The sequence below is a fragment of the Mangrovibacterium diazotrophicum genome (assembly GCF_003610535.1).
Taxonomy (GTDB): domain Bacteria; phylum Bacteroidota; class Bacteroidia; order Bacteroidales; family Prolixibacteraceae; genus Mangrovibacterium; species Mangrovibacterium diazotrophicum.
Map to the genome: position 1 here is coordinate 45,077 of NZ_RAPN01000004.1, position 25,081 is coordinate 70,157.

General features: G+C 44.1%; 15 protein-coding genes. 2 read left to right on the plus strand and 13 right to left on the minus strand.

Annotation, left to right across the window (positions count from 1 at the left end; translation table 11 throughout):
• Nucleotides 1-127 precede the first annotated feature (127 nt).
• The 4 genes from BC643_RS19865 to BC643_RS19880 form a co-directional block, all read right to left on the minus strand.
• Nucleotides 128-2,542 carry a hybrid sensor histidine kinase/response regulator gene (locus BC643_RS19865; protein WP_120275037.1) on the minus strand — a complete coding sequence of 805 codons (2,415 nt, stop codon included), beginning with the start codon at nucleotides 2,540-2,542 and terminating at the stop codon, nucleotides 128-130.
• A 265-nt stretch (nucleotides 2,543-2,807) separates the two neighbouring features.
• The gene (locus BC643_RS19870; protein ID WP_120275038.1) at nucleotides 2,808-3,320 is read right to left on the minus strand and encodes an O-acetyl-ADP-ribose deacetylase; all 513 of its coding nucleotides are present in this window, start codon (nucleotides 3,318-3,320) and stop codon (nucleotides 2,808-2,810) included.
• 111 nt (nucleotides 3,321-3,431) lie between these two features.
• Nucleotides 3,432-4,334, minus strand: coding sequence for an EamA family transporter (locus BC643_RS19875; protein WP_120275039.1), 903 nt, complete (start codon nucleotides 4,332-4,334; stop codon nucleotides 3,432-3,434).
• A 141-nt stretch (nucleotides 4,335-4,475) separates the two neighbouring features.
• Complete coding sequence (locus BC643_RS19880) at nucleotides 4,476-5,477, minus strand: phosphotriesterase family protein (protein ID WP_170154636.1); 1,002 nt, start codon at nucleotides 5,475-5,477, stop codon at nucleotides 4,476-4,478.
• A gap of 207 nt (nucleotides 5,478-5,684) precedes the next feature.
• Between BC643_RS19880 and BC643_RS19885 the strand changes: the two genes are divergently transcribed.
• Complete coding sequence (locus BC643_RS19885; protein ID WP_120275041.1) at nucleotides 5,685-7,646, plus strand: alpha-L-arabinofuranosidase C-terminal domain-containing protein; 1,962 nt, start codon at nucleotides 5,685-5,687, stop codon at nucleotides 7,644-7,646.
• A gap of 42 nt (nucleotides 7,647-7,688) precedes the next feature.
• On the opposite strand, the gene BC643_RS19890 is transcribed toward BC643_RS19885, so the two are convergent.
• Nucleotides 7,689-8,858, minus strand: a complete 1,170-nt coding sequence (locus BC643_RS19890; protein ID WP_170154637.1) for an App1 family protein — start codon at nucleotides 8,856-8,858, stop codon at nucleotides 7,689-7,691.
• A 52-nt stretch (nucleotides 8,859-8,910) separates the two neighbouring features.
• Here BC643_RS19890 and BC643_RS19895 point away from each other — a divergent pair, with 52 nt between their 5' ends.
• Nucleotides 8,911-9,813, plus strand: a complete 903-nt coding sequence (locus BC643_RS19895; protein ID WP_170154638.1) for a diacylglycerol/lipid kinase family protein — start codon at nucleotides 8,911-8,913, stop codon at nucleotides 9,811-9,813.
• 124 nt (nucleotides 9,814-9,937) lie between these two features.
• Here the strand turns inward: BC643_RS19895 and BC643_RS19900 are convergent, their stop codons facing one another.
• The 8 genes from BC643_RS19900 to BC643_RS19935 form a co-directional block, all read right to left on the minus strand.
• Nucleotides 9,938-10,381, minus strand: a complete 444-nt coding sequence (locus tag BC643_RS19900) for a DUF2383 domain-containing protein (RefSeq protein ID WP_120275044.1) — start codon at nucleotides 10,379-10,381, stop codon at nucleotides 9,938-9,940.
• A gap of 58 nt (nucleotides 10,382-10,439) precedes the next feature.
• Nucleotides 10,440-11,063, minus strand: coding sequence for a nitroreductase family protein (locus BC643_RS19905; RefSeq protein ID WP_120275045.1), 624 nt, complete (start codon nucleotides 11,061-11,063; stop codon nucleotides 10,440-10,442).
• Between the two features lie 209 nt (nucleotides 11,064-11,272).
• Nucleotides 11,273-12,184 carry a DMT family transporter gene (locus tag BC643_RS19910; protein ID WP_120275046.1) on the minus strand — a complete coding sequence of 304 codons (912 nt, stop codon included), beginning with the start codon at nucleotides 12,182-12,184 and terminating at the stop codon, nucleotides 11,273-11,275.
• An 87-nt stretch (nucleotides 12,185-12,271) separates the two neighbouring features.
• The gene (pheT, locus tag BC643_RS19915; protein ID WP_120275047.1) at nucleotides 12,272-14,725 is read right to left on the minus strand and encodes a phenylalanine--tRNA ligase subunit beta; all 2,454 of its coding nucleotides are present in this window, start codon (nucleotides 14,723-14,725) and stop codon (nucleotides 12,272-12,274) included.
• A gap of 237 nt (nucleotides 14,726-14,962) precedes the next feature.
• Nucleotides 14,963-17,092, minus strand: coding sequence for an ATP-binding protein (locus tag BC643_RS19920; RefSeq protein ID WP_120275048.1), 2,130 nt, complete (start codon nucleotides 17,090-17,092; stop codon nucleotides 14,963-14,965).
• Nucleotides 17,093-17,209: 117 nt separating this feature from the next.
• The gene (locus BC643_RS19925; RefSeq protein ID WP_120275049.1) at nucleotides 17,210-21,085 is read right to left on the minus strand and encodes a translocation/assembly module TamB domain-containing protein; all 3,876 of its coding nucleotides are present in this window, start codon (nucleotides 21,083-21,085) and stop codon (nucleotides 17,210-17,212) included.
• A gap of 12 nt (nucleotides 21,086-21,097) precedes the next feature.
• Nucleotides 21,098-22,921: an outer membrane protein assembly factor BamA gene (gene bamA / locus BC643_RS19930; protein ID WP_120275050.1), complete on the minus strand. Its 1,824-nt coding sequence runs from the start codon at nucleotides 22,919-22,921 to the stop codon at nucleotides 21,098-21,100.
• Between the two features lie 79 nt (nucleotides 22,922-23,000).
• Entirely contained in the window at nucleotides 23,001-24,560 is a 1,560-nt protein-coding gene (locus BC643_RS19935; protein ID WP_120275051.1) for an AsmA family protein, read from the minus strand.
• Between the last annotated feature and the right edge of the window lie 521 nt (nucleotides 24,561-25,081).

Below are 25,081 nucleotides of genomic sequence, written 5' to 3' on the forward strand. Positions count from 1 at the left end.
CATTTTTGAGTTTACTCCCAGTTCTTCATAGGAAAGAGCCGCAATATACTAAGAAATGCGCTTATATTGATAGAAATTCTCAAAATGAGAAAGACGTTTGACCTATTTTAACATTTCGGGGAGCTCGTTAGCTGATTTCACTGTTTAGCAGGTTCAGGAATTCCTGAATGCGTAGATCGATTTCGCGGATCAGTTTTTCCAGTTCCGGCCATTCTTCGTTTTCTGCTCCTTTTTTCTCAAGCTCTTTCAGTTTGGCGTAAAGCTTATTGGCTAGCATGTGTTTGGCAGGTGCAGCCAGTTTGTGTGCGGCATCCACCAAGCCTTCTTTGTCCTTCAATTCAGTTGACTTTGCCAGGGATTCGCGGCATTTTTGAGCAGATATGACAAACAGATCAACCATTTCTTTGAAGAAACTTTCGTCGTCACCCAATATTTTTTTCAATTCGGAAAGACTGAATTCGGGCGTAGCTTTTTCCTGAGTCACTTCCGGCTTAGGCCTGCTGTCTATCTTCTCTTTTAGTTTTAAAAGAAGCTCAAACAGCGAACGTTCCGGAAACGGTTTTTGCAGGAAATCCCAGATTCCTATTTTTTTGTATCGCTCCTCGTCTTCGGCGCGGTTGGTCGCCGTTAGCATGGTAATCGCAATATTCGGATCACGGGTCAAAATTTGGGTGCTGGCCTCAAATCCGTCCATGACAGGCATGCGCATATCCATCAGTATCAAATCGAAGTGCTCATTCTGTGTCATTTCAACCGCTTCCAGACCATTGGCCGCTTCTTTAAAGGCAACGCCCCATTTGGAAAGGATGTTCTTTAATAAATACAGGTTGAAGGCTTCGTCGTCAACCAGGAGCAGGTTGAGGTTTTTAAACCAATCCGGAATTGGTTGCTGCTTTTGCTCGGCTGGTTGGTAAATTCGCTGATCTCCCTCGGCGTATGGAATTTCGACCGTGAATCGTGTCCCTTTTCCGACGAGGCTTTTCACCTTTATTTTACCTTCCTGCAAATCAACCAGTTTTTTTACGATGGCCAAACCAAGTCCGGCTCCGCGGTGCTTTTGCGAGTTATCGCCATCAAGCTGCACAAACTCTTCAAAAATTTTGTCGATATTTTTCTGCGGAATTCCAATGCCGGAGTCGACCACATCGACAATTAATTTATAGTGATGGCCAGCCAACTTTTCTTCGGTAGCTTCCAGCGTAATTTTGCCTTTTTCGGTAAATTTTATGGCATTGGTGAAAAGGTTGATCAGGATTTGTTTCAAACGAACCGGATCTCCCTGGTAAACCCGGTTTTCCGGAATGTCATTTTTCAATACAAGTTCCAGTTTTTTCGCGCGAGCCGGAACCTGGTGAAGCGTTATCACTTCTTGAAGCAGTTCGACCGGAATAAAGTCAATCTTTTCGAAGGTCATTTTCTGCGACTCAATTTTCGAAAAATCGAGCGTGTCATTGACCAGCGTGATGAGGTGATCGGCCGATTTGTAGACAATGTTGAGGTCGGTCTTTAGATCTGTGTCAGTAACGCGTTGCAGCATTTGCTCGCTGAGCCCGTAAATTGCATTAACCGGTGTGCGCATTTCGTGGCTCACCGTCGCAACAAACCGTTCTTTGGCTTTGGCCAGGTTTTCAGCATCGGCACGGGCTTTTTTCAAAATATTTTGGTAGTCCTTATTCTTTTTCAGGTTACGGTAGAAAAGTATGAGAACAATGAGCAGGAGGAGAATTGACGCTCCTGTAAACATCACCAGTCGGCGGTAGATTTGTGCAGCCATAAAATCGGCTTCCTGGGTTTTGGTTTCCAGGCGCAGCTGCTCGGCTTGTTCCAATTGCTCAATCAGCCGGTTAATATTGTCAGTCACCCGAATATTCCGTTCCAGCAGCTTTTTCTCCCTGGCTTGCTGCTCGGTGTTTTCAGTGCTCATTTGCTCCTCTATTTCGACAATCTCCTGCTTCAGCTGTTCCTTTTCTTCACTTTTGTCGATAATGATGGGGGCCTTGGTTGTGGTATCCTGTTTCCCGAATACCCGTTTGAAAAAGCCTACCTTTTCGGGTTTTTCAAATTTAATGGTGTCGGGTTGGATGATGGCTGTATCGAGTTTCGAGGCCAGCTTTGCCAGCGGCTTCTCGGTTTGTTTCTCGATCTTTTGCTTGTGGAGGTTTCGAATTTCGGCCCAAATCACCAGTTTTTGGTTGGAAAGAAGCTGGATGGAATCGATTTGCTGAATTTCATTCGACTCCGGAATGGCGTAATCTTCGAGGTTGGTCAGCTTTTCCTGGACGCTTTTACTAAGGTTTCGGAATTTGTAAATGTAATTTTCGTTTCCCGTGAAGCTGAACAGGCGAACAGAGTTTTCGACTTCGCTCAGTTCGGAAGAAATATCTTTGATTAAAAGCAATTTATAATCGGGACGGGCTTCCCGGTGTATCGAGTCAATGATTTCCGAAAGACTCTTGTAAACCAGGTAACCTGAACCGGCAACTGCTGCACCAATAATAAGGGTTAACAGTGTTATTTGAATTTCAATCTTGAAAAATTTCATCCGTAAAATGCTCTGTTTTTTAGGACACCAGATGAATTGGCATGGACTAATATTCTTTCGGAAAAGTTATATTCATTCTCACGCTCATTCCTTGTTTTCCTGTTCGCTGACTTTTGTTTTCTGCAAGTTAGCAGCTTTTTGGTGATGCAAAGTCGATGACTCGTTTTTTGTAATTAAAATAACAAAATGCCCCTATGTTGCGGTTCAATTATTTTACAAAAGCTGATCATTTAGTGGTGGCATATCGAAAACAGTGCCGTTTGTGCTATTCCTTCTCCAAAATCAGCTTTTCGTAAATATGGAAGTTTTCGTCATCGAAAACACAGAAGACGACTGTTTCCGGAAACTCATTTTCAGCCAGAAATTGTTGAATGGTATCAAACGCAATTTTCGCAGCCCGATCTTTCGGGAAATTGTAAACCCCCGTACTGATATTTGGAAAGGCAATGGTATCCAGCTTTTTGGCTTTTGCAATTTGAAGGCTGTTGCGATAGGCGGATGCCAGCAGTTCATCTTCTCCGATTTTGCCTCCGTACCAAACTGGTCCAACGGTATGAATGACAAAGCGACAGGGGAGTTTATAGGCCTGTGTGATTTTAGCTTCTCCGGTTTCGCAGCCATTCAGTTTTCGGCATTCCTCCAGCAGGCGTGGGCCAGCAGCCCGGTGAATGGCACCGTCGACACCTCCACCACCCAGCAAACTCTTATTTGCAGCATTTACAATAGCATCAACATGCAACTGCGTGATGTCGTCCTGGTATAATTGGATACGTTTCATTTTTTTCCTTTAAAATTAAGAGGAAATGAGGGTTGGTCAAATGGAAATACCGAAAATTTCAGGATGAATTTCTTAGCTGAAGACGACTGCGTCCTATTTCTCTCTTGTTTTTTAGTGAGTTCCGAAGCTGATAATGAGGATACCGGCCAGGATGCCCAACAGGTAAAGTCCCTTTTTGCGGATATTGCGCTCGCGGAAAAGAATAGCTCCGGTGACGAATGCAACCAAAACTCCACCACGTCGCAAAGCCGAAACAATCGAAATCATGCTATCGGGGATGCTCAGCGAATAGAAATAAGCGAAGTCGGCAAACAACAGGAAGATGGCAATGAGCGGAATGCTCCAGCGCCACTCAAACGGAGGACGGTTTTCTTTGGGTTTTCGCCAGCGGAACAAGGCGATTGCAGGCAGCATCACGACAACCTGGTAGAATGAGAACCAGGCTTGCACGGCGATCCGGTCTATTTTTCGCAGGATGAATTTGTCGAAAAGGCCACTTGCTGCCCCCAAAAGAGTTGCCGCAATAATGCAGAAAATCCAGACGTTGCGTCGAAAGCTGATCCCTTCAAGTTTACCGGCAGTCGATAACAGGTAGAAGAAAACCAAGGTAACCGCGACACCTAACCACTGCATCAGGTTCAGGCGTTCCTGAAAAATAAGGATGGCACCGATGAGTGTCCAAATTGGGCCGGTAGCGCGAATGGGCGAGATCAGGGTGATTGGCAAATGTTTCATAGCGTGGAACGCGAAGATCCAGCTGCTGACAACAATCACCGATTTTATCAGAATCAATCCGTGCTCGCGTGCGGTTATTTGTGGAACGTAAAGGTGAATGGATTGGAAAGCGTCGGGAAAATAAACCGAACCAACGACGATCGGAAAAACGGCAACCGCAGCTGTTACGGTAGACAGGAAAAGTACCGGCAACACAGCGTTGTGGTTTAGCGACAACTTTTTGAATACATCATACAATCCCAACAAAACGGCCGAAATCAACGCCAGAATTACCCACATAGTTCCTTGAATTTTGGGCAAAACTATAAGCTTTCGGACGATTGATTTCGCAAATAACTGAAATCTGTCTGAAGATTAATCATTACTTAATTCATTACCGAACTGGGAGATGAATGACAGGATAAGCTGGCATCGAATTTCTTAAAGCAAGCGTTTCCTAATTGTAAAAGCCTTTGCCGGATTTTCAACCAGCAATTGGCGGATATCCGCATCCGTAAAACCTTTCGCCTTTAATGCCGGGATCAGGTTTTCAAACAGGGGGGTGTAAGGTTTGAATTCAACTTCGGGATTTCCAGGGTCGACGAAGCCGGCATCCTGCGAAATCAGAACTTTATCGAGCAGCTTTTCATTTTTGAACTTCAGCAAAAGTTCCGGATAACCTTCGATCCATTTTTCGTCCCAGCCATATTTATCTAACGAGATCCAACATCCCAGTTTGGCTGCTTTTATCAGCAGATCCTGATCTTTATCATCGGAAGCGTGTGTCCAGATAAATGCTTCGGGTGAAACGCCTTCTTCTTTCAAAATATCCAGCTGCTGCATGGCGGCAATGGCTGGTCCACTGTGCGACATGATGGTCACTCCGGTGGCTTTGTGAGCAATTGCTGCAGCTCGTGTCAGGCAAGAGTGAAACTCGGAAAGTGGTTTGCGGTTAACACCAATTTTGATAAAACCCGGTTTGACGTCGGTGCCATCAATTCCGTTATTGAACTCGTCGATCCAGATTGATGCAATGGAATCAGCCGTCATGAGCAAGATTTCTTTTGGAATGAAGAAGTTGTTTCTGGCTCCGTAAAACCCGGTGTTTGTCAGAATTTGGATGCCGGATTTCTTCGATAGTTCTTGCAACAGGCGCACATTCCGCCCCAAATAAGCAGGAGTGCATTCGGCCAATGATTTCACGCCGTAAGCTTTCAGCTTTTCTAATTCGGGAAGAATAATTTTGATGGCATCTTCAGTATTGTAGGTGTCCGGTTGTTTGTCCTCTTTCCGGTAGAAGTCAACGAGGAAATGCTCGTGCTCGAGGCAAACACCCAATTCACTGGCTTTAATGGGGCCGTTAACGGTTATGATTTGATTGTTGGCTGGCTGGCACGAAATCAATATTGAAATCAGTGCCAATCCAAGTAGGAGGCGTCGCATCTTTTTTTCTTCAAAGGTAAAGATTGAAAATATCATTTGCTCGTATTTATGCAACATAAAACGGTGTAGCTGCAGGTTTCCGGTTATCTGCTATGGTTTTTCAAATCAGTAAAAGTAATTACTACTTTTATTTTATATCTTGCGTGGATTGAAACGGTTCAAACTAACGATTCAATCAATTTACAAATACCATTAAACACTCAAACCATGTTTCGAAAACTGAAATCAAGCCTTCTTTTTGCGGGTTTACTGGCGTCAACTTTTCTGCAGGCGCAAACCAATATCGACTTGCAACTCAACAAGCCAGGAGTGGCTATTCAACCGACCATGTGGGGAATCTTTTTCGAGGACATCAACTTTGCCGCTGATGGCGGACTTTATGCGGAGTTGGTGAAAAACCGCTCGTTTAGTTTTGACGACCCGATGATGGGCTGGAAAACTTTCTCCAAAGATTCAATCCGTATTATTAATGAAGTTGCAGCCGGAACTCAAAAGCGTTTTGTGCGGCTGTCGGCCCTCAAATCCGGCACGGAAAATTTTCTTCAAAACGATGGTTTTCGGGGCATGGGGTTGCATGAAGGGGAGGAGTACCGTTTGATTTTGCATATGCGTGCTGTAAATGGCGGAGCACAAAAATTGAAAGTAGAACTTTTAGGTGATGATAAAATGACTATTGCCGAAGGCGAACTGACGGTAGACGGCGAAGATTGGGGATATGCGGAACTTGTGCTGAAAGCGGGTGCAACCGCTGACAAGGGAAGTCTGAAAATCTCGTTGGAAGGAAACGGAACAGTCGATTTCAAATACATTTCATTGTTTCCTGTAAAAACATTCAAAGACCGACCGAATGGAATGCGCTTGGATTTAGCAGAAAAACTGGCTGATTTGAAGCCCGGTTTTGTGCGCTTCCCCGGAGGTTGCATTGTTGAGGGGCATCAACTGGATTTGCGTTACCAATGGAAAAAAACGGTTGGCGATGTAGAAGAACGCGAGGTGATTATCAACCGTTGGAATACCGAGTTTATGCACCGCTACACACCTGATTATTACCAAAGTTTTGGTCTTGGTTTTTTTGAATATTTCCAGCTAGCCGAAGATTTGGGAGCTGAACCGCTGCCGATTTTGAATTGCGGGATGGCTTGTCAGTACAACACCGGCGAATTGGTTCCGCTGGATGAGATGGAACCCTACGTTTCGGATGCCTTGGACTTGATTGAATTTGCAAATGGCGATAGTGCGACGAAGTGGGGAAAACTGCGTGCTGAAATGGGACACCCAGAGCCCTTTAATTTAAAATATTTGGGAATTGGCAACGAGCAGTGGGGCGATCAGTACTTGGAACGCTACGATGTGATTGCCGAAAAAGTGCACGAGAAATATCCTGAAATTCAGCTGGTGTCCGGTTCCGGGCCTTCGTCAGACGGCGATCGTTTTGAGCATCTTTGGAAAGAGCTGAAAACAAGAAGCGCGAATCTGGTCGACGAGCACTACTACAAAGATCCGAATTGGTTTTTCAACAATGCGAAACGTTACGATAACTACGAACGCGGCGGGTTGAAAGTGTTTGCCGGCGAATATGCAAGCCATACGCGTGTTGAAAGCAAGGATCCGACTTCGAATAACAACTGGTTGGCGGCACTTTCCGAGGCTGCTTTCATGACTGGGCTGGAGCGCAATGCCGATGTTGTTTCAATGGCTTCGTATGCGCCGCTTTTCGCGCATGTTGATGCCTGGCAGTGGCGTCCGGATCTGATTTGGTTTGATAACCTGAATTCGGTCACGACACCAAACTATTACGTTCAGCAAATGTATTCAACGCATCGCGGCGATCATGTTCTACCGGTGGTTTCCGAGGGCGATATTCTGGCGGGCCAGGATAGTTTGTATGCCAGCGCTTCGGTGGACAAAGCGGCTAAAAAAGTTTATCTGAAATTAGTCAACTCGTCGGTTGCTGCCAAGTCGGTAAAAATAAACCTGAAAGGCGGAAAGTTGGCGTCGAAAGAAGCTGGCCTGACAGAGCTTTACGACTCGGACCTGATGGCCTACAATACACTTGCAAAGCAAGATGTGATTGTGCCTCAAACGTCGACGGTTGCAGTGAAGGGAAATTTATTAAGCCTTGAATTGAAGCCTAAGTCATTTATTCTGGTAGAACTGACAACCAAGTAGATTTCTTTTACTGTCATATCGAAAGGGTGTTTGCGAGGGAGTTTATTCCTTTTCAAACACCTTTTTTGTTAGAGGATTTTCTTGATCCTTTTGGGCATCAATCTCAATTTTTTGAACACTGCCGGGCGAAATAATTCCATACTTTGCGGCGTGTTTTGCAGCTTCAATACTTGTCGCTGAAGCTACGAAGGGCACTCCCATTTGCTCCAGTTTCAACCTGATTTCGAGATCTCGTTCGGCATGTTTCCTTTTTCGTACGGTGCGTATGTAAATCGACTTGACCCGATTCGGAAATTCCGTAGCGATTCGTTCGTAAATTTCAGGATCCCGTTGCCCATTGTCGCCAATTAGAATGAAATTCATTGTAGGATAGACCTCAAAAAGATGCTTGATTTTCTCGTATTTGTGTTCGTGGTTTCCGCCGCCGGACTTTCGGAGTTGAAAAATACTGGCTTCCAGTTCGCGCAGTAAAAGCACGCCCTTTGGCAGTTGATTGTGTGTGCAGAAATCGTCGAGCAAGTCGTATAAATTCCACTCGCTGCTGGAAACGTAAAAGAATGGATTTTCGTTTTGCCCGCTTTTGCCTTGCTGCAAGGCCTGGTAAAATGTGTCGACTCCCGGAAATGGTTTTCGGGTTCGTGAATTTCGGAAAAGCATGAGCCAGAGTTTTCGGAACCATTGCGTGGAATGGCTCACGATGATCGTGTCGTCGATATCGGAAATTACCGCGAACTCGTGGTTTGTACCCGGAACCAAAAACTCACCTTCAGTTGATTGATTCTTCGTTGTCGCGATCATCTCTTCAGGGAATTTTACCAGGTATTTTTTCCATTGGTTCTGTGATTCGGAGAACGAGCCTGAGTTGGGAAGTTCGCATTTGAATAAGCCGTTTTCAGCTGTTCGCGTTTCAATTTGTTGACTTCCGACGGAAGCTTTCAGATCAACTTTCGGAAGATTGTCACTTGTGTAGCGCTTGAGCATGCTGACCGCGTTTTCCCAGGTTGTTTGTTTCGCTGTTGGTTTTTCCAGTCCTTTATCTTCGGTCAGGTATCCGGTTAGATAGATTGTATTTTCGTTTGCGTATCCACGGTAAGGAATTAGTTTTGGGGTGCCAATCCAGCCGAGTTGTTTCTTGATTTTTAGTTTCAACCACAACCAGGGATTATATTTTTTTAGTGCGAGATATCTTTCTGTGTTTTCAGTATTCGCCATTCGGATTTGTTTTGGCATGAGTTTTTATACGTATAAGAAAAAAGCAACAGACATGCCAAACGATACAAATAAACTTCAGCCTCACATTTTGTTCGTTATCAACCCAATTTCGGGAGATGTACAAAAGGATGATCTGGAGTTAAAAATCCGGCGCCTTTCCATGGAGCTTCAATTCGTGCCCGACTATTATTTCACAACAGGCGACAACGATGAGCATAAATTAACTGCTGTAATTGAAGCGACTAGTCCCGATCGGGTTGTCGCAGTTGGTGGGGATGGCACTTGTAATATGGTTGGTAAGGTGCTGCTCTACGAAGACATTCCGTTAGGAATTGTTCCGTTGGGCTCGGCAAATGGCATGGCCCGCGAGCTGGGTATTCCGACTGACACTGAAGAAGCTATTTCGATTGCCGTTAGCGGAAGGGTTGATTTGATTGATACACTGCAGGTAAATCAATCGCACATGTCGCTGCATTTGAGCGATATAGGAATTAATGCTGCGGTGATTGAACGATTTGAAAAGGAAAATATTCGCGGTTTATGGGGCTATGCCCGTCAATACGCAAAAGCACTTTTCGAGGCTCGCCCCATTCGATTTACAATGGATATTGACGGCCAGCGAATTCGCAAGCGCGCTTACATGGCGGTTTTCGCCAATGCTTCAATGTATGGAACGGGGGCGGTTGTCAATCCCAAAGGAAAATTAAATGACGGAAAGTTCGAAGTTGTTCTATTTCGACCTTATCGGTTTGCCCATTTACTTGGGATGCTGGTCTCCTTTTTCACCGGTAATATTCATGAACAGGAATACGTGGATGTGTACTCGTGCCGGAAGGCGGAAATTCGGAATAGTCGGAAACATGTGGTTCAGGTAGATGGGGAAGTAATCGGACAATTCGAGGAAGTGAGCGTGGAAATCCTACCACGAAGTTTGACGGTGGTTTTGCCGAAGTAAGATGCCAATAAATAAATTTTTATCGGATACGCTAAAAAAAGAAATTGCAATTGCTTCATCATTTTCAGGATGTAGCAACCGCAATTTCAATTTATCAAGAATTGTTTCCGGCGTATTTCTTTGGCTATGCTCTGGCCAACGAATATAAACGTTGATCAACTGTTGCACGAATCACCTGCTGGTGTTCTGCCAAAAGTCTGTACAGGTTGATTGGCAAGTCTTCGTTTGTCAATACTTCATCGTACAGATCAATCAAGTTTTCCTCGCAATCTCTACACGATTCGATAATTTTCTCGTCTCTTTTAGACGAGAATGCACGAACGACCGTACGCGCTGAACGCTGTAAAATCCGTCCGAGGCTATTGCTGATTGTCAGCGTATAGCCTTCTTTCCACGATTCTCTGTTTAAGAGTTCGACGAAGCTTTTGCGTTGCAGCGCAATCAGCAAAAATGTATTTTGAAGATCGTCTGATTGGGTACTGTCGGCTGCAGCAATGTAAATGTCTGCAGAATCTTTACAGTTTTCGATTACATGTTGTAAATCAGTTTTCAAATTGGCCTTTCTCATGACATTCTAGTTTTTATGTATTATCGCAATTAATTCTAGTTCTTTATTCGCTTACTTTTCATTCATCAAAATGATAGGGGTCTCCCCATTTGTCGGCAAAAATGAATGATGATACTTCTTTTCGTGTTTGTTCTTCTTGTTCTTGCTTGCGTAGATTGACTGGCAGTTTTTCCGGCGAATCCGGCTTTCCGATGACGAACATCGTTGCCGCTTCATATACATGTGGAATTTTAAGATCCATCATTAATTTGCCCGGTGAAAAGCCGGCCATTTGGTGGATTTGATAGCCAAGCTCGCTGGCTTGCAGACTGGCGTAGGCCATAAAAGCACCGGAGTCGTAAAACCGATGTCTGTTTTCCTTCCTGCTTTTTGTGAAATACTTTTTAGCGATTACTGCGCCCAAGACCGGTGCAAAGTGAACCCACTCCTGGTTATACTCGCTTAGGCAATGAAATAATTTTTCGTAGGTCGGATCACCTTTGTGGGTTAAAATAATATTCCATGGCTGCTCGTTAAAGCTTGACATGGCAGTTGCTCCCGCTTCGAATATCCGGCGGAGATCCGTCGGGGCAATCGGTTCCTTCGAGAAGCTTCTGGGGCTCCATCTTTCTTGTAAATACTTTGTAACTATTGGTTCATCGACCAATTTATCTGTGCTCGGGTTCTTAATTAATTGTTCCATATTACCTCCTGTTTATCGATTATGTAATATGAAATAATCTTGCCAGTTGGTGTGATGGAAATGTTAAAAAGGTTAACGCATTGAATGTGAGATGTTTTTGTTTTGTTGGATTGCAGTAAAAGGGCTAAAACTGTGGCATTTATTCCACAGTTGCCCAAATGTTGATTCTCAAAATGAGAACGCCAATATCAAAACAGGCAGAATTTGGCTTAATTTTTCTTGCTTTTCGAGGGCTTTTTGATGACCATGATTGCCCCTGTAAGTATGATGAATGCTCCGATTATCGACAAAAAGGAGAAGCTTTCACCTTCGATCCAACTAACTTGCAACTCGGTTAAAATTGCCATTGTTGCAAAGGTAATTGTCGGGTTTAAAAGAAGGATAATACTTACTTTGTTCGCCTGAGCATATTTTAAGGCTAATGCTAGAGAACCGTAGGCAATCAGTGTGTTTAATCCCAGGAAAATAAGCAGGAGCCACCATTGGAAACTCAGTCCCGAAAAGTTATCGAAATTCACAAAAGGCAGGTAGGCCAACACCGGGAATCCGAACAGGAAAAGATTGAGCGTTTCGGTGGAATAGCTATTGACGAGTTTTTTTTGCATGACGGCATAGACCACCCACGAAACCGCAGCACTGATGGCAAACAACACGCCAATGTTGTAGCGACTCTGTTGTCCAAGCATTTGTTGTAGTTGCTGACTGTAAAACACGAAAAATCCGGTTGTTGCCAATGCAAATCCAAACAGTTGAATTCGGCGCAATTTTTCTTTGAAAAAAATGATGCCCGCAAAAGCCAGCAGAACCGGTCCTAGTTGCGCGATGAGTTGTGCGTTACTGGGCGAGGTGTAGTTCACAGCCTGCATGAACCCGATGTAGTTCCAGGCGAGGCCCAACGCTGCAAAAATCAGCCAGAGTGGCGGACGGTAAAGGATCTTCAATTCGCGCGGCTTCTTGACTAAATGCCAGGCAAACAAAACGGAAAAAGCCACGGTAAAGCGAAACCAAACGATGGTTTGCGGTTCGACTTTTTGAACGGCAATTTTCAGGAAAATGGCCAAAAATCCCCAGAATAGTGCAGTGATGCACGCAAATAGAATTCCTTTTTGATTGTTTGTCATGCCGGTATTTCGAATTGATTGTTTTGAAGGATTCCCTTTCTGGAATCAAAAAAAGCCACCGGCTTAACCGATGGCTTTTGGAAGTTCTTATCGGAGTGTTGCTCCAAGCTCCCGGTCGAAGGCTTGGATCAGCTTTTCCATTATTTTTTCAATTTGTTTTTCGTTAAGGGTCTTTTCGTCGTCTCTCAAAATGAAACTAACGGCATAAGACTTCTTGCCCTCCGGAACACCCTTGCCTTCGTATACGTCGAACAGGTCGACTGAGCGAAGCAGTTTGCGTTCCATTTTATTTGCCAAATCGCTGATTTCTTTGAAACGAACAGTTTTGTCGATCAGCAAAGCGAGGTCGCGGCGAACTTCCGGATATTTCGGTAGTTCAGCAAATGTAGTCTTGCTGTTTTTCTGTTCAAGGATCAGGTTGTCCATCAAAATGTCGGCGAAATAAACTGGGCTTTCAATGTCGAACTCTTTCTGAAGTTTACGTGCAACGACTCCAAATTCAACAATTTTTCGTCCGCTGTAAGTTGAATAAATCAAACCTTCAGCAATCAGGTCGTTGCTGAAATCATCAACTTTCAAACGATCAGTTGTCAGACCAAATTTAAGCAGCAGGTTTTCAACATATGATTTCAGTTGGAAGAAGGTGCTCGGACTTTGAACCAACGCCCAGCTTTCGCGTTCTTTTTGTCCCGAAACGAACAGCGCCAGGTGTTCTTCTTCTTTGTAATTTTTCAATGGATTGTCGATCAGCTCGCTACCTGTTTTGAAATAGCAGTTACCGAATTCGTACAAACGCAAGTCTTGATTTTTGCGGTTCGCATTGTAAGCAACCGCTTCCAAACCACCGAAAAGCAGGTTCTGACGCATCGCATTCAGGTCAGCACTCAACGGATTGAACAGCTTAACGGTGCTATCAGCTGATAAGCTTTCGCGGTTCTCGTAATAACCAGCTTTGGTCAGCGAGTTCGACCAAATTTCGTTGAAGCCCAGAGCGGTCAACATGTCAGCTGCAATGTTCCGGATTTTTACCGGGTCGGGTTTTACTGAATATTGCAACGACGCATTTACTTGTGTTGGGATTTCAACATTGTTGTAGCCGTAAATACGAAGAATTTCTTCCACAACATCGGCTTCGCGTTTCACATCAACGCGGTATGGAGGCACTGCTAATGAAAGTCCAGTTTCTGTTTCACTCACCACTTTGATTTCCAAAGATGCCAGGATGCGTTTGATCAACTCAGCACCAAGGTCTTTGCCAATCAGACGTTTGATGTTGGCAAAAGTCACGTCCACCGAAAAATCTTCGATTGGAGTGGGGTAGATGTCGATGATCTCGCTGGAAATCTTTCCGCCGGCGATCTCTTTGATCAACATTGCCGCACGTTTCAATGCGAAAATCACATTGTTCGGATCTGTTCCGCGTTCGAAACGGAAAGAAGCGTCAGTGCTCAAGCCAAAGCGACGAGCGGTTTTACGAATGAAAACCGGATCGAAACAAGCCGATTCCAGGAAAATATTTTTGGTTGAATCTTTTACGCCCGATTTGATTCCGCCGAAAACACCACCAATACACATGGCTTCTTCGGTATTGCAGATCATCAAATCATCTTCGTGCAATTCGCGTTCAACTTCATCTAATGTCACAAATTTAGTTCCGGCCGGCATGGTTTTCACAAGTACTTTGCCACCAGTTATTTCGTCGGCGTCGAAAGCGTGCAACGGCTGGCCACATTCAAACAGTACATAGTTCGTAATGTCAACTACGTTGTTGATCGGAGACAAGCCAATTGCTTTCAGCCTGTTTTGAAGCCATTCCGGAGATTCTTTAATTTCCACGCCACTAATGGTTACTCCGCTGTATCGCGGGCAAGCTTCGGGATTGACTACCTCGATTGGGATCGTCAGTGAGTTATCATCAACCTGAAACCCATCAACCGAAGGCTTTTTGTAGGCGATTTCCTGTTCTTTGCTCAGGAATGCAGCCAAATCGCGCGCAACTCCGATATGCGACGAACCATCAACCCGGTTTGGAGTCAGGTCAACCTCGATGGAATAGTCTGATTCGACATTGAAATATTCGCTAGCCGGTGTACCGACAACAGCCTCTTCCGGTAAAACCATAATGCCGTCGTGACCGGTTCCCAAACCGATTTCGTCTTCAGCACAAATCATACCCTCAGAAACCTCACCGCGTATTTTCGATTTTTTGATTGTGAATTCGTTATCGCCATCATACAAGGTCGTTCCAACGGTGGCAACCACAACTTTTTGCCCGGCGGCAACGTTTGGTGCACCGCAAACGATTGGAAGAATTTCACCAGTGCCAACATCAACAGTCGTTTTGCTCAAATGATCCGAATTCGGATGTTTCTCGCAAGTCACCACGTGCCCGATCACAAGCCCGCGTAAACCACCTTTGATGCTTTCAACTTCTTCAATACTGCCAACTTCCAGACCTGTTTGCGTCAGGATGCTTTCCAGATCTTCCGGGCGAAGGTCAATATCGATGTAATCTTTTAACCACTTGTATGAGATATTCATAATCTTGTTTTTATGCTGAAGTTCTTCAGTTTATTTTGAATGAACTGAATCGAGCGCCCAGGCTCTTTTCAAAGTCCGACAAAAGTAAACATTTTTTAGGCTGACACAAAGGTGGAAAGGGAATATTGGAAATGAAAATAAGGTTGATAAAACAGCTTTTCGAAAATAAGAAACAGACAAAGCGATTGGTTGAATAAAGTAGCGGCCTTGTTTAGTCGATTAATATCGGTGGAAAGCTCAGGCGGTCGTTTTATTTGAGCAGGAGCCGGAACCGTTTCCTTTTGAACGAATGGCTTTGTTGATGGCTTCGAATAACAACTGCGTATCAATTGGTTTCGACAGAACCTCGACGCAGCCCGCTTTTAGCGCTTTTTCTTTTTCGGACAAAAATGAGTGTGAAACCAAACCAATGATGGCGCAGCGGCAACATCTTTGGGTCATTTCCTTGATCATTTTCAAACTCGTATCGGTGTAAGCTTTGATGTTGAACAGGATGACATTCAGGAAGCAACTGTCGCCCATGTAGGCCAACGCTTCGAGGTCGTTGCCGGTTGTTAAAACGTTGGCGTTTGTTTTAACGAGCAGGTTTTTAATCAGGAACGAACTGTTCGGGTCATCATCAACCAGCAAAAAACGGTAATTCGAATAATTGGGGATTGGTGAAAGGTAAGTTGCATTAATTTTCGGGTGCCGAACCGTTTCGACTTCAACCGGTATTGTAACGGTGAAGGTGCTGCCATTACCTTTCAGTGATTTCAACTCGATTTGACCGCCCATAATTTGAACCAGGTTTTTGCAGATAGCTAAACCAATGCCAATTCCATGGAAACGACGGGTAGTTGTATCTTCACCCTGTCGGAAGAATTCGAAAATCAGGTCACGCTGGGCTCGCGGAACCCCAATCCCATCGTCTTTGACCGATAAAATTAATTGCCCGTCTTTCAACGAAAGACCATATTCAATAATTCCTTTTTGGGTGAATTTGACCGCATTCCGAAACAGGTTAATCAGAATCTGGTTGATTTTGTTTTTGTCGGTGACGATACTTTGCGTCATGAATTCTGGATCCGGATGGCACTGCAGCTGAATGTCCTTCTCCCGATTCAGTGTCGCCAATATTTCGATCATATACGATTTGTGCTGCACAAAAAGATCGAGTCCGCGAATCGCTTCCTGTCTGACCTTTACATCTTCCTTGTTGCCGATTGCCAGGCTTAAAACATCTTCAACAATCTGCAGCAGGTTTCGTCCGCTGTCGTAAATTTTACTGGCATAAAGCTCATTCTGGTCTTGCGAAATAGCTCCGCTTTTGATCAGGTCGCTGAATCCTAATATGTGGTGAAGTGGCGTTCGCAACTCGTGGTTCATGGTTGCCATAAAAGCCGATTTTAACCGGTTGCTTTCCTCCGCTTTTTCCTTGGCTACCAGTAAGAGTTCATGGTCGCGCTTGGCCGCCAGTGCATTTCCGATTGTAGCACCAACTGTTTCCAGCAACTCAATATCAGATCGATGCCAGTCTTTGTGATTTTCCACCGAGTCGAAACCCATGAAGCCAATTAAATCGCCCTTGGTAACAATTGGGACTACCAATAACGATTTTATGCCCTGTGCTTGCAGTATCTCTTTTTCAGCAGCTGCTTCTTCCGGCATATCATCCACATCGTAAATGTAAATGTACTTCTTTGCCCATAATTGCCTCATCCACCAGGGGAACAAAGAGCAAGGCATGTTTTGCAGATTTTCGATTTCCGGTTTAATCCCTTTGGCACACCATTCATGGGTGTTATCAAATTTCTGCTTATCCCAATGCAAAAGGAACAAATAGCTCCGGTCTATCTGGCAAAAGTCGCCTATCTTTTTTAACGCCAGGTTAATGGTCTTGTCCAAGGAATGGAGTTTCACTTCAACAAAATCCGATGAAATGCCGGATACCAATTTTTCAATCTGATAACGGTAATTTAGGTTGTTTTTTGAAGTTGACAATTCTGAAATATCGAATATAGTGCCGGTAATCTGCTCGGGGTTTCCAAGGTCGTTATAGTGGGTTACCTTTCCGTTCATTTGTACATCGAGCCATGTCCCGTTTTTGTGCTTTAACCGGCAATTGCGCGAAAATCCGGTTTTGCTCTCTTCTGTAAATTGCTCGATGAGCTGTTTCAGGAACTGGTGGTCGTGTTTGGAATAAATTTCGAACCAACTTTCGATTGGAATCGGATTCAGATCGTCTGATGTGTATCCTAGTATGCTTGCAAAAGATTCGTTGATGAAAATCTTGGCTTTTGAGATATAGATATGATAAACCCCAATGGACGCACTATTCAGCGCATTCATTAAAAAATTGGTTTCCTTTTGGGGGTTTGTTAGCATCGTTTATCGAATGAATAGTTCTTACAAATTACGGCTTTTAGAAATGCGAGTCAATAACAACTGCTATTTAGCTTTCTTTTGGTCTTATGTTTGATATTTGCAATCGCGTTTTTTTGACTAGTCTTTATCCACTTTAAAAATTACGTCAAAACCGCTATCGTTTGTCGAATTATTTAGCTGAAGAAACAAAAACTTAAGAATTTCATATTCTAACCGAACTTCATAACGAGATAAATCATCATCGGTCGTTGCCCCGATCTGTTGTTCGTAGCTAACAAATAAATCATTCGTCAGGTATTTCCCGACTTCGAGGCTGGCATTGTCGAAGCTGTCGGTGCTTTTCACCTCGATATAGTCGACGTTAAAACTCTTACCGAGGAGTCTGGAAAGTTGGGAAGATACCAGTAATGCTGCGGCTGACACGGCCATTGACCCGGCTCCGGCGTCGCTCATATCGCTTTGCTCGGAGGTGCTCAGCTCGTTCATGCCCTTGCCAAAAACTATGTACGAAAGCGCTTCGCCTTCACCAATACTCTCGCCGTCGAGTGTAAAGCTGATGGTTGGATCGTCCGCTTCGCCCTCTACCGTGAGTTGGATTGTTTTCGAATCGGTATCGCGGTTTTTGACGGTGTAATCTGCTTTCAGGCTGATGGTGGGATTAATTTCTTCACCTCCCTCGAAAGTGATGACACCTTCTGAAACAACGAACGTCTTGCCCAGTAATTCGTACTGCCCGCGAACGACCTCCACGGAGCCGAAGATTTCCAAAAATTCCGGATGTTTGATGATATCAAGATCTCCGGATAGCTCCAGCCTCAGGTTCGGATTTTTGATCCAGGTATTCTTCGGAATGTCAACTTTTATTTTTCCGGTTATGTTTGGCAATGAGGCTGTACTGATGGAATCGGGAATCTCGAGCTCCGCTGTTGCTGCAGTGGTCGTGTCTTTCACCTGGTTCATCTTTTCAATTTCTTCAACCAGGATCGGTTTAGGTATTTCCGGTGTGTAAACTTTGCCCATCATGTTCAGTACGGTTGGCAGGTAAATTTCCGACCGGGGAATTTCCAGGTCTCCGCCAAAAGTAACCGAATCTTTTTGCGCGTCGAGATGCATATCACCCGAAAGTTGCAAATTGACTTGTTTGTGGTTGATGGGATAAAAATCGTCGAACTTCAAATTGATGGTCGACTCGTTGAGTTCGCCATTGTAAAATTCTGAGGCGAAGGACATTTTTCCACCGCCGGTCATTTTACCGTCGTTCGATCGAATGCCCAGCGTATCGAGGGTGATGATGTTGTCGTCGAAACTCGTACGCAGCTGCATGTCCTGGTAGTCGATACCGTATTCCGGAATCTTGATGTTTCCGTCCGTCAGCTTGATTTGTCCGATTGGCTTGAGCGCATCGATGGTTCCCTTCACAGTCAATTCGCCGTTCAGCATCCCCGTGACTTCTTTTGCGTGGATCGCTTGCTGGATAAGAGCGAGCGGCAAATCGACGATTTGGGTCGATGCATTAATCTCTTTTAAGCTGTCAATCTGACCACTCATTGTTTCCAGGTTCAGGTTGAAGGGCACTTCTGCATTTAGCAGGAAGCTACCATCCTGTTCGAGCGCTAGTTCTGCATTGGTTTTTAAGATATTCTGCGCATAATTTACGCTACCTTCTGCTTTCGAGAAATTGTAGTCCGAGTAGCCCGACTCCTCAATATTAAAATCGCCATCGATGGTTGGCGCCTGGGCTGTTCCGGCCATCGTCAGGTTCAGATTCAGAAATCCGTTAAGGGGAGGATCTATTTTCAACGTTTCGAACAAACCACCCAGGTTAAAGCGGGAAATGGTCATGTTGAAATCTTCGTTGCCATTTGTACTGACAATACCATTCATTTTAAACAGCTGGTTGCCGTTGGAGCTGAGGTTGAACTGATCAATTTGATAGCTTGTCGAATCGATCTGAATGGTGGATGGTGACTCAAGTTCCCATTGCTGATCTTTGATTGCGAGATCCCAACTGGCCAGGTAGATTCTGATTTGGTCTTTCCAGCTCAAATTTGTTTGAAGATGAGTTTGGAGATCCTTGTTGCCAACGGATGCAGTCAGGTTCAGCGAATCGGCAAAGATTTTACTTTCAACATTGATGGAGTCCAGGTTCAGAAAACTGCTTTTGAAATCGCGGGCAACCATTTTGGCGTCGAAAATGAAGGTTTTTCCAATACTTCCGTTTGCTGCGAGCGAGGCATTTTCAATCCGGTACTCGTCGTAAATCGTGTTTTCTAAGGTGATCTGGCTGGTGACTTCAAGCGAATCCGGAGTGCCATTCAAACGGGCCGATAATTCTCCCGACGTTTCAATGATAGCGTCGGGCAGGAACGCTTGGAAGGCCTCGAGCGACAGTAATTTTCCGTTCAGTGTCAAATCACTTTGCCCCGAAAGACTGTACGTACCTTGCGCGTTTATTTTCAGTGAAGGATTTTCAAATGTCAAACTGTCGATGTCGACTGTTTCGCCGGCGTATCGGATGAGGGCAAACGCTGTATCAAGCGGAACTTCCATCACATTTGACGACGAGAGTTCGAGCTGTGCTTTGGCCTTTATTTTTTTCGGTTCAAAGCCCGATCCATTCACAAGCAAATGTAAATTAATGTCGCTGGGCAGGCTGTCGTTGTTCAACAATGGAGCCAGGTTGAGTTGCTTGGTCGTGAGCTCCGCTTTGTAATTCGGGGTTCCAAAAATGTTGCGAGCATCGGCGCTGGCAGTCATGGTTCCGAAATCGCTGTACAAATCGAGCGTCGCCTTCAGATTGCCAGCCAGGTAATTGACTTTGGTGTCGAGTTTATCAAGCAAGTAGCCGGCAATGTTCGAATCAAACAAGTTGGCATCTACATCTGCCTGTAGTTTCTTCGGATCAGTTCCGTGCCCTTTTACGGCAATTTCGCCATTCAAGGTGTAATCCAGATCTTCCATGCCGCTCCATTCATCAACTTTTATCTGGTCGAGGATGGCAGAAAGATCGTAGTTCAGGTCAGCCGAATCCGGGTTAGCAATCCATTTTGAGAGTTGATCAACTTTCAGCTTGACTTCAATTTTTTGTTCCTCGGCAATCAGGTTCAACGTTGAGGTCAGGACTTCGTTTTGCATTTTTGCGTCGAACTCAATTTCAGGCTTCACTTTTATTTTGAGATCCGGCAAAGCAAACGAGAATTCGTCAGCTTCAATCGGTGTTGTTTTTAGGTAGGCCGAAGACGCATTTGTTGAGTCAGCCGCATAAAGAGCTTCTCCGTTGATCTGGTTGAGAGCCGTTTTCAGAATGAAATCCGACAAATTGAGGGTTTGATTAGTATACTCCAGTTTAAATGTAAATTGGTTTAAAGTGACGTCCGGTTCCCGGGTTTTAAAGCTGAATTGATCAAGCGAGAGTTTTTGCTGTTTTTCACTGTAAAAAGCAGCCAGTGTGATATTCAGTTCTTTGATCTGTTTCGGGATGATGCTGTCGGGAGTGGCAATTGAAATGAAGCCATTTTCCAATCCCATTTTTTTTAGGTTGATTCGCCACGAGCTCGAGGATGTTGTTGTATCCTCCGGTTCGGTTGAGGGCTCCTGTTCTTTCGCAATGTGCTCGAGGTTCCAGGTCGAATCTTTCAGCTGAACCAGATTCAATCGCGGCTGAACAATGTCGAAAGACTGGATGAACAATTCCTGACGGAGAATCGGTTTCAGGTTATACCGTAAATCGATCGCTTTAATGCTGGCCAGCGTGTCGTTGTTTTGGGTCAACGCGATTTCTTCTACCCTTAGGTGGTTCCAGAAATTGCCCTCGAGCCGGCCAATGTGAAGTTCGCCATTGATAAAATTGCCAACCTGGTTTTCGGCGATACGCGCAATTTTTTGCTTAACTGGCGGAATTTCGATTAATACAAGTACCAACACAACGAGTCCGATTATTCCGATTAATAACCAGCTAACGATTCGTATCAGTATTTTGAAAAATCTTTTCATGCTTTCACTTCATTAAAATGCCTGGCCAACGCTGAGAAAGAACTCGGCGCTGCGTTTTTCGTTCCAAACCGGTACCCCCACGTCAAAACGAATCGGGCCGATGGGAGTTTCCAATCGGATACCACCTCCGGTAGCCCAGGCCAAGTCGTTCAGCCGGTAATGCAATTCCTGTTCCCATACATTTCCGAAATCCATAAAACTTACTACGCTGAGTTTCCAGACCAGCGGAATCCTCAGTTCAACAGAAGCCTGGATGGCACTGCTACCACCGCGCGGGGTTCCGTCGTCGCGTAAAGGTCCCAGCTCGGAGCGTTGCCAGCCGCGGATGGAGTTGCTACCGCCTGCATAAAATCGGTCTTCAACAGGAATAAATTTATCACTGTCTCCTGAGTGGATAGCTCCTATCATCAACCGGGTTGCGAGCACCAGTTTATCCAAATCCTGGTAGTTGCGTATATCCGTCCACACTCTCGAATAGTTGAAATCGCCGCCAAAAATGTACCCGTTGAGCTTGTATGCCAAACTGATGTTAAGGCCTTTTGTTGGCGAAAATTTGGGATCGGAATTATCAAATAAAGTACTTAGAAGGATCCCGGACTTGTTATAGGGGATATCTGTTTCGCCCGACGTGAGGTAAGTCGAATCAATTTCGTAGTTCTTTACTTTTTCGAAATAATAACTTACGTAGCCGGAAAGGTCATCCGTGAATTCCTGCGAGAATTTCACATTCAGCCCCATGTCTCGAATGTCGTATCCGGGTTCTTTAATTCGACTGAAAAACGGGTTCAACGTTAACGAGACATCAGAGCTAAAAAGTTGAGGCTGGATGTAGCTGAAATTTATTTCGTAAGGGGTTAGCGCAGAGTGCTTCAATTGAAGATTTACACGGCGAGCTCCTCCCCAAAGACCCTTGTAAGTCAAATTCGTAAACGCTCTGATCTTGTCTTCGGTTCCATATCCAACTCCAAATTTGGATGTGAAGCGGGGAGCTTCGTCAACGTATATTTTTACGGGGATGTTAGGCGTCTGGTCTTTGGTTGTTTGCGGCTGAAAGGAGAGAATGGAGAATAATTGCAGTTTGTACATGTCCTTGCGGGTGTCGTCGAGCAGGCTCGAATTATACTCGTCGCCCTCTTTGTACTGTAACTGCTTGCGAATATATTTCTCCGAAACGTGTTTGTTGCCGTCTATGGAAGTCGCTCCAAAATAGCTTTTTGGGCCGGGCTGCACAATATACTCAATGTCGGCGAGCCGCTCCTTCGGTTTTGGCGTTATTTTATAATCGGCCCGGGCATAGGCATAACCGTAATTTTTGAATTCGTTTTTTATGGTGCTGACATCACTGCCCAGTTCATCGTCAACAAATCGTTTGCCCTTCGTGAGGTACAATTGCTCCCGTAACAGGCTGAGCACCGAGTCGGCGTTAAAATCAACCCCTGAGCCGCCAATCGAGTACGTGATCGAGTCGATCCGAAATGCTTCTCCTTCGTTGATTTTAAATGTCAATTCTACCTTTTCCTTTTTGTCATCAATTTCAGGTTCCAGCATTTTCACTTGGGCGTCTAAAAAACCCATCCGCTGGTACAACTTGGTTAGCCTCTCTATGTCTGTTTGGATCAGTTCGGAGCTGTAGAGTGACGGTTCTTTCTGTCCAAATTTCTTTTCAAAGTAGTTCGTCGGGTGCAAGATCATTCCCTCGAGCAATGTTTCCTCGGGAATTGTATCGTTGCCCTCGAATTTTATTTTGCGGATTTCATAGTTTTCCTGGGCTACCGCCGTCCACGCAATAAGGGTGAAAAGTAGAACCATTGTACAGGCGAAAACTATTCTAGTCATAAATATTGTCGTAATTCGTTTGAGTTCTAAACGCTCAATAATGGCGAATGTTTGAGCTTGATTTCGTAGTTTTTGAATTCTAATTTACAACAACTGATTTTATGCCACTGAAAACAGATTTCCACCAGTAGTTCACAAAGGACTTTTTTTTGTCTCGTTCGAAATAGATTTTTCCACTTCGGTAATGTTTTTGTTCAGGCTTATTTTTTTCGTGAACAATCAATGTGTTAGCAAGTAACGATTTGATATCCTTGTTGCGTTTTGTTGATCTGTCGAATACTTTGATTTTTAGATTTTCGTAATCCAGGATCAGGTTACCGGTCGAAATGTTATCGCTGTATGAGAAATCAAACATCAATCTTTTTATTTCTCCACTTTCGATGTGTACTCCCGTGCTCGGCTCCACAATGCTGTTTAAATGGTGAAACGGCATCGGCCAAACCTGACCTGTTACCCTAGTCTGTACGTCTTCAGCAGGAGCTGGAAATTTGAAGTCTACCTTGAGTTTCGCATTGTTCATGATTTTTACCTCCGCATGCATTGTCGGTGATTCATCATAGAATTCACTCCTGTTAGTCAGGCAAAGGATTTCTGCATTGAGATCGTTGAAGTCAATGAATCCGGATTTTTGCGATTCCTCAGCGCGTTCCGAGTAATGGATGTTTGAATTACGAATGATAATGGAATCACAATTGTACGGAATTGGCGGCGCCAACAGTAAATCTGCGAATAGTTTTGTGTCGGGTTTAACAGGAAAGGGGAGTCGTTTGTCTTTAAATGCTTCGAAATTGATTTTGTCGAAAAGAATAGACTGAATCGTTATTGTATCGAGTGCAATAAAGTGTTCCAATTCAATACCGGAAATAAGTATCTTCTCTGCACTGGCATTATACCAGGTCGTCTGGCTACCGTTTTGGCGGCCAATTTCATATTTTGAAACCAGCGGGATAATCTTTGTATTTTTAATTTCCATTTGCTGCTGAAGTTTACGAAAGCTGCATTTGTCAATACTCACCTGGTAGTTTCTCCCATCGAGATACTGATTGAGATTTTTAATGTCAATTTGGACATCGTTTATGCTTAAGTTGTCCTGAATTGAACGGGCAGTGTCATTTCCCAGATGAATATCAGTTAAAGCGGCATCAAATTTCAACCAAAGAAGACTGTCGTTTGCGGGGAGATTGTCCTGTAAAAGAAACGAGCCTTTCTCCACGATAAATTGATTTACCTGAAAAGTAGGTAGTTGGGTCTTTGTTGTTTCTTTTTTATTGACTTCTTCAGAAGCTTCTTCGGAGCCTTTGCGCATTAATATTTCGGGGCTTTCAATTTTAATCTTGTCGACAATAATATTTTGTCGTTTTAGTATGCTGGGGATATTCAAGCCTATCAATGAGATTTTATGAATCCTGATTTCCTGTTTGTTGGATTTCTCTTTTACTTCTACGTTTTTTAGTGTAATGCTTTGATTAATTAACGACGCGTGAGCATTGCCAACAATGATCAGGTAATTCCCCACTTCCAGTTTGGAAAGCCTTTTTTTGATTAGGATGGATGGCCCAATATATATGACTCCGGCAAGCAGGATTATTAATATAGATAGTGCTGTGAACAGATATTTTGTTCGGGGTGTTGTTTTCATGGGGTATGAGAATAAGTTGCTCTTACAATTTACAACATTTAGCGATGGCAGAGCTCGTTTTTATTTTGTGAAGCGTAAATTTGCAACGAACAAACGATAATTAAAGTTAACATGGTGTTAAATGAATTTTCTTTGTTTGGGCTAACAAAACCTTAACGTTGTTGTAAGGTGTTAGTATTGACTTGTTTTTGTGCTCAGATTGATGCAATTTTATTTTAACTAATTCTAAATAATCTGCGACAGTCTTGCGTATTTCGAAAGAAGTGTTGATCTTTGTTTCAGATCATTCAGCTACACGAATTAAAATTCTGCCTCCTGTGGGGGAGGCGGCGAAGCCGTAAAAAAATCTCAAATTTATTTCCAAAATTTTCTTAGAAAAAGCAAGCAAAGGCGCATGTATGTAATAGATGCATGGTGGTTTTGTGGGAATGTGGTTTTGTGGTTACCGGTTTAGCAAAAAATATGGTCCGATTTCTTTAATAGTTTTAAAGGACCAGAAATTATAAAACCTCTAAATCAAA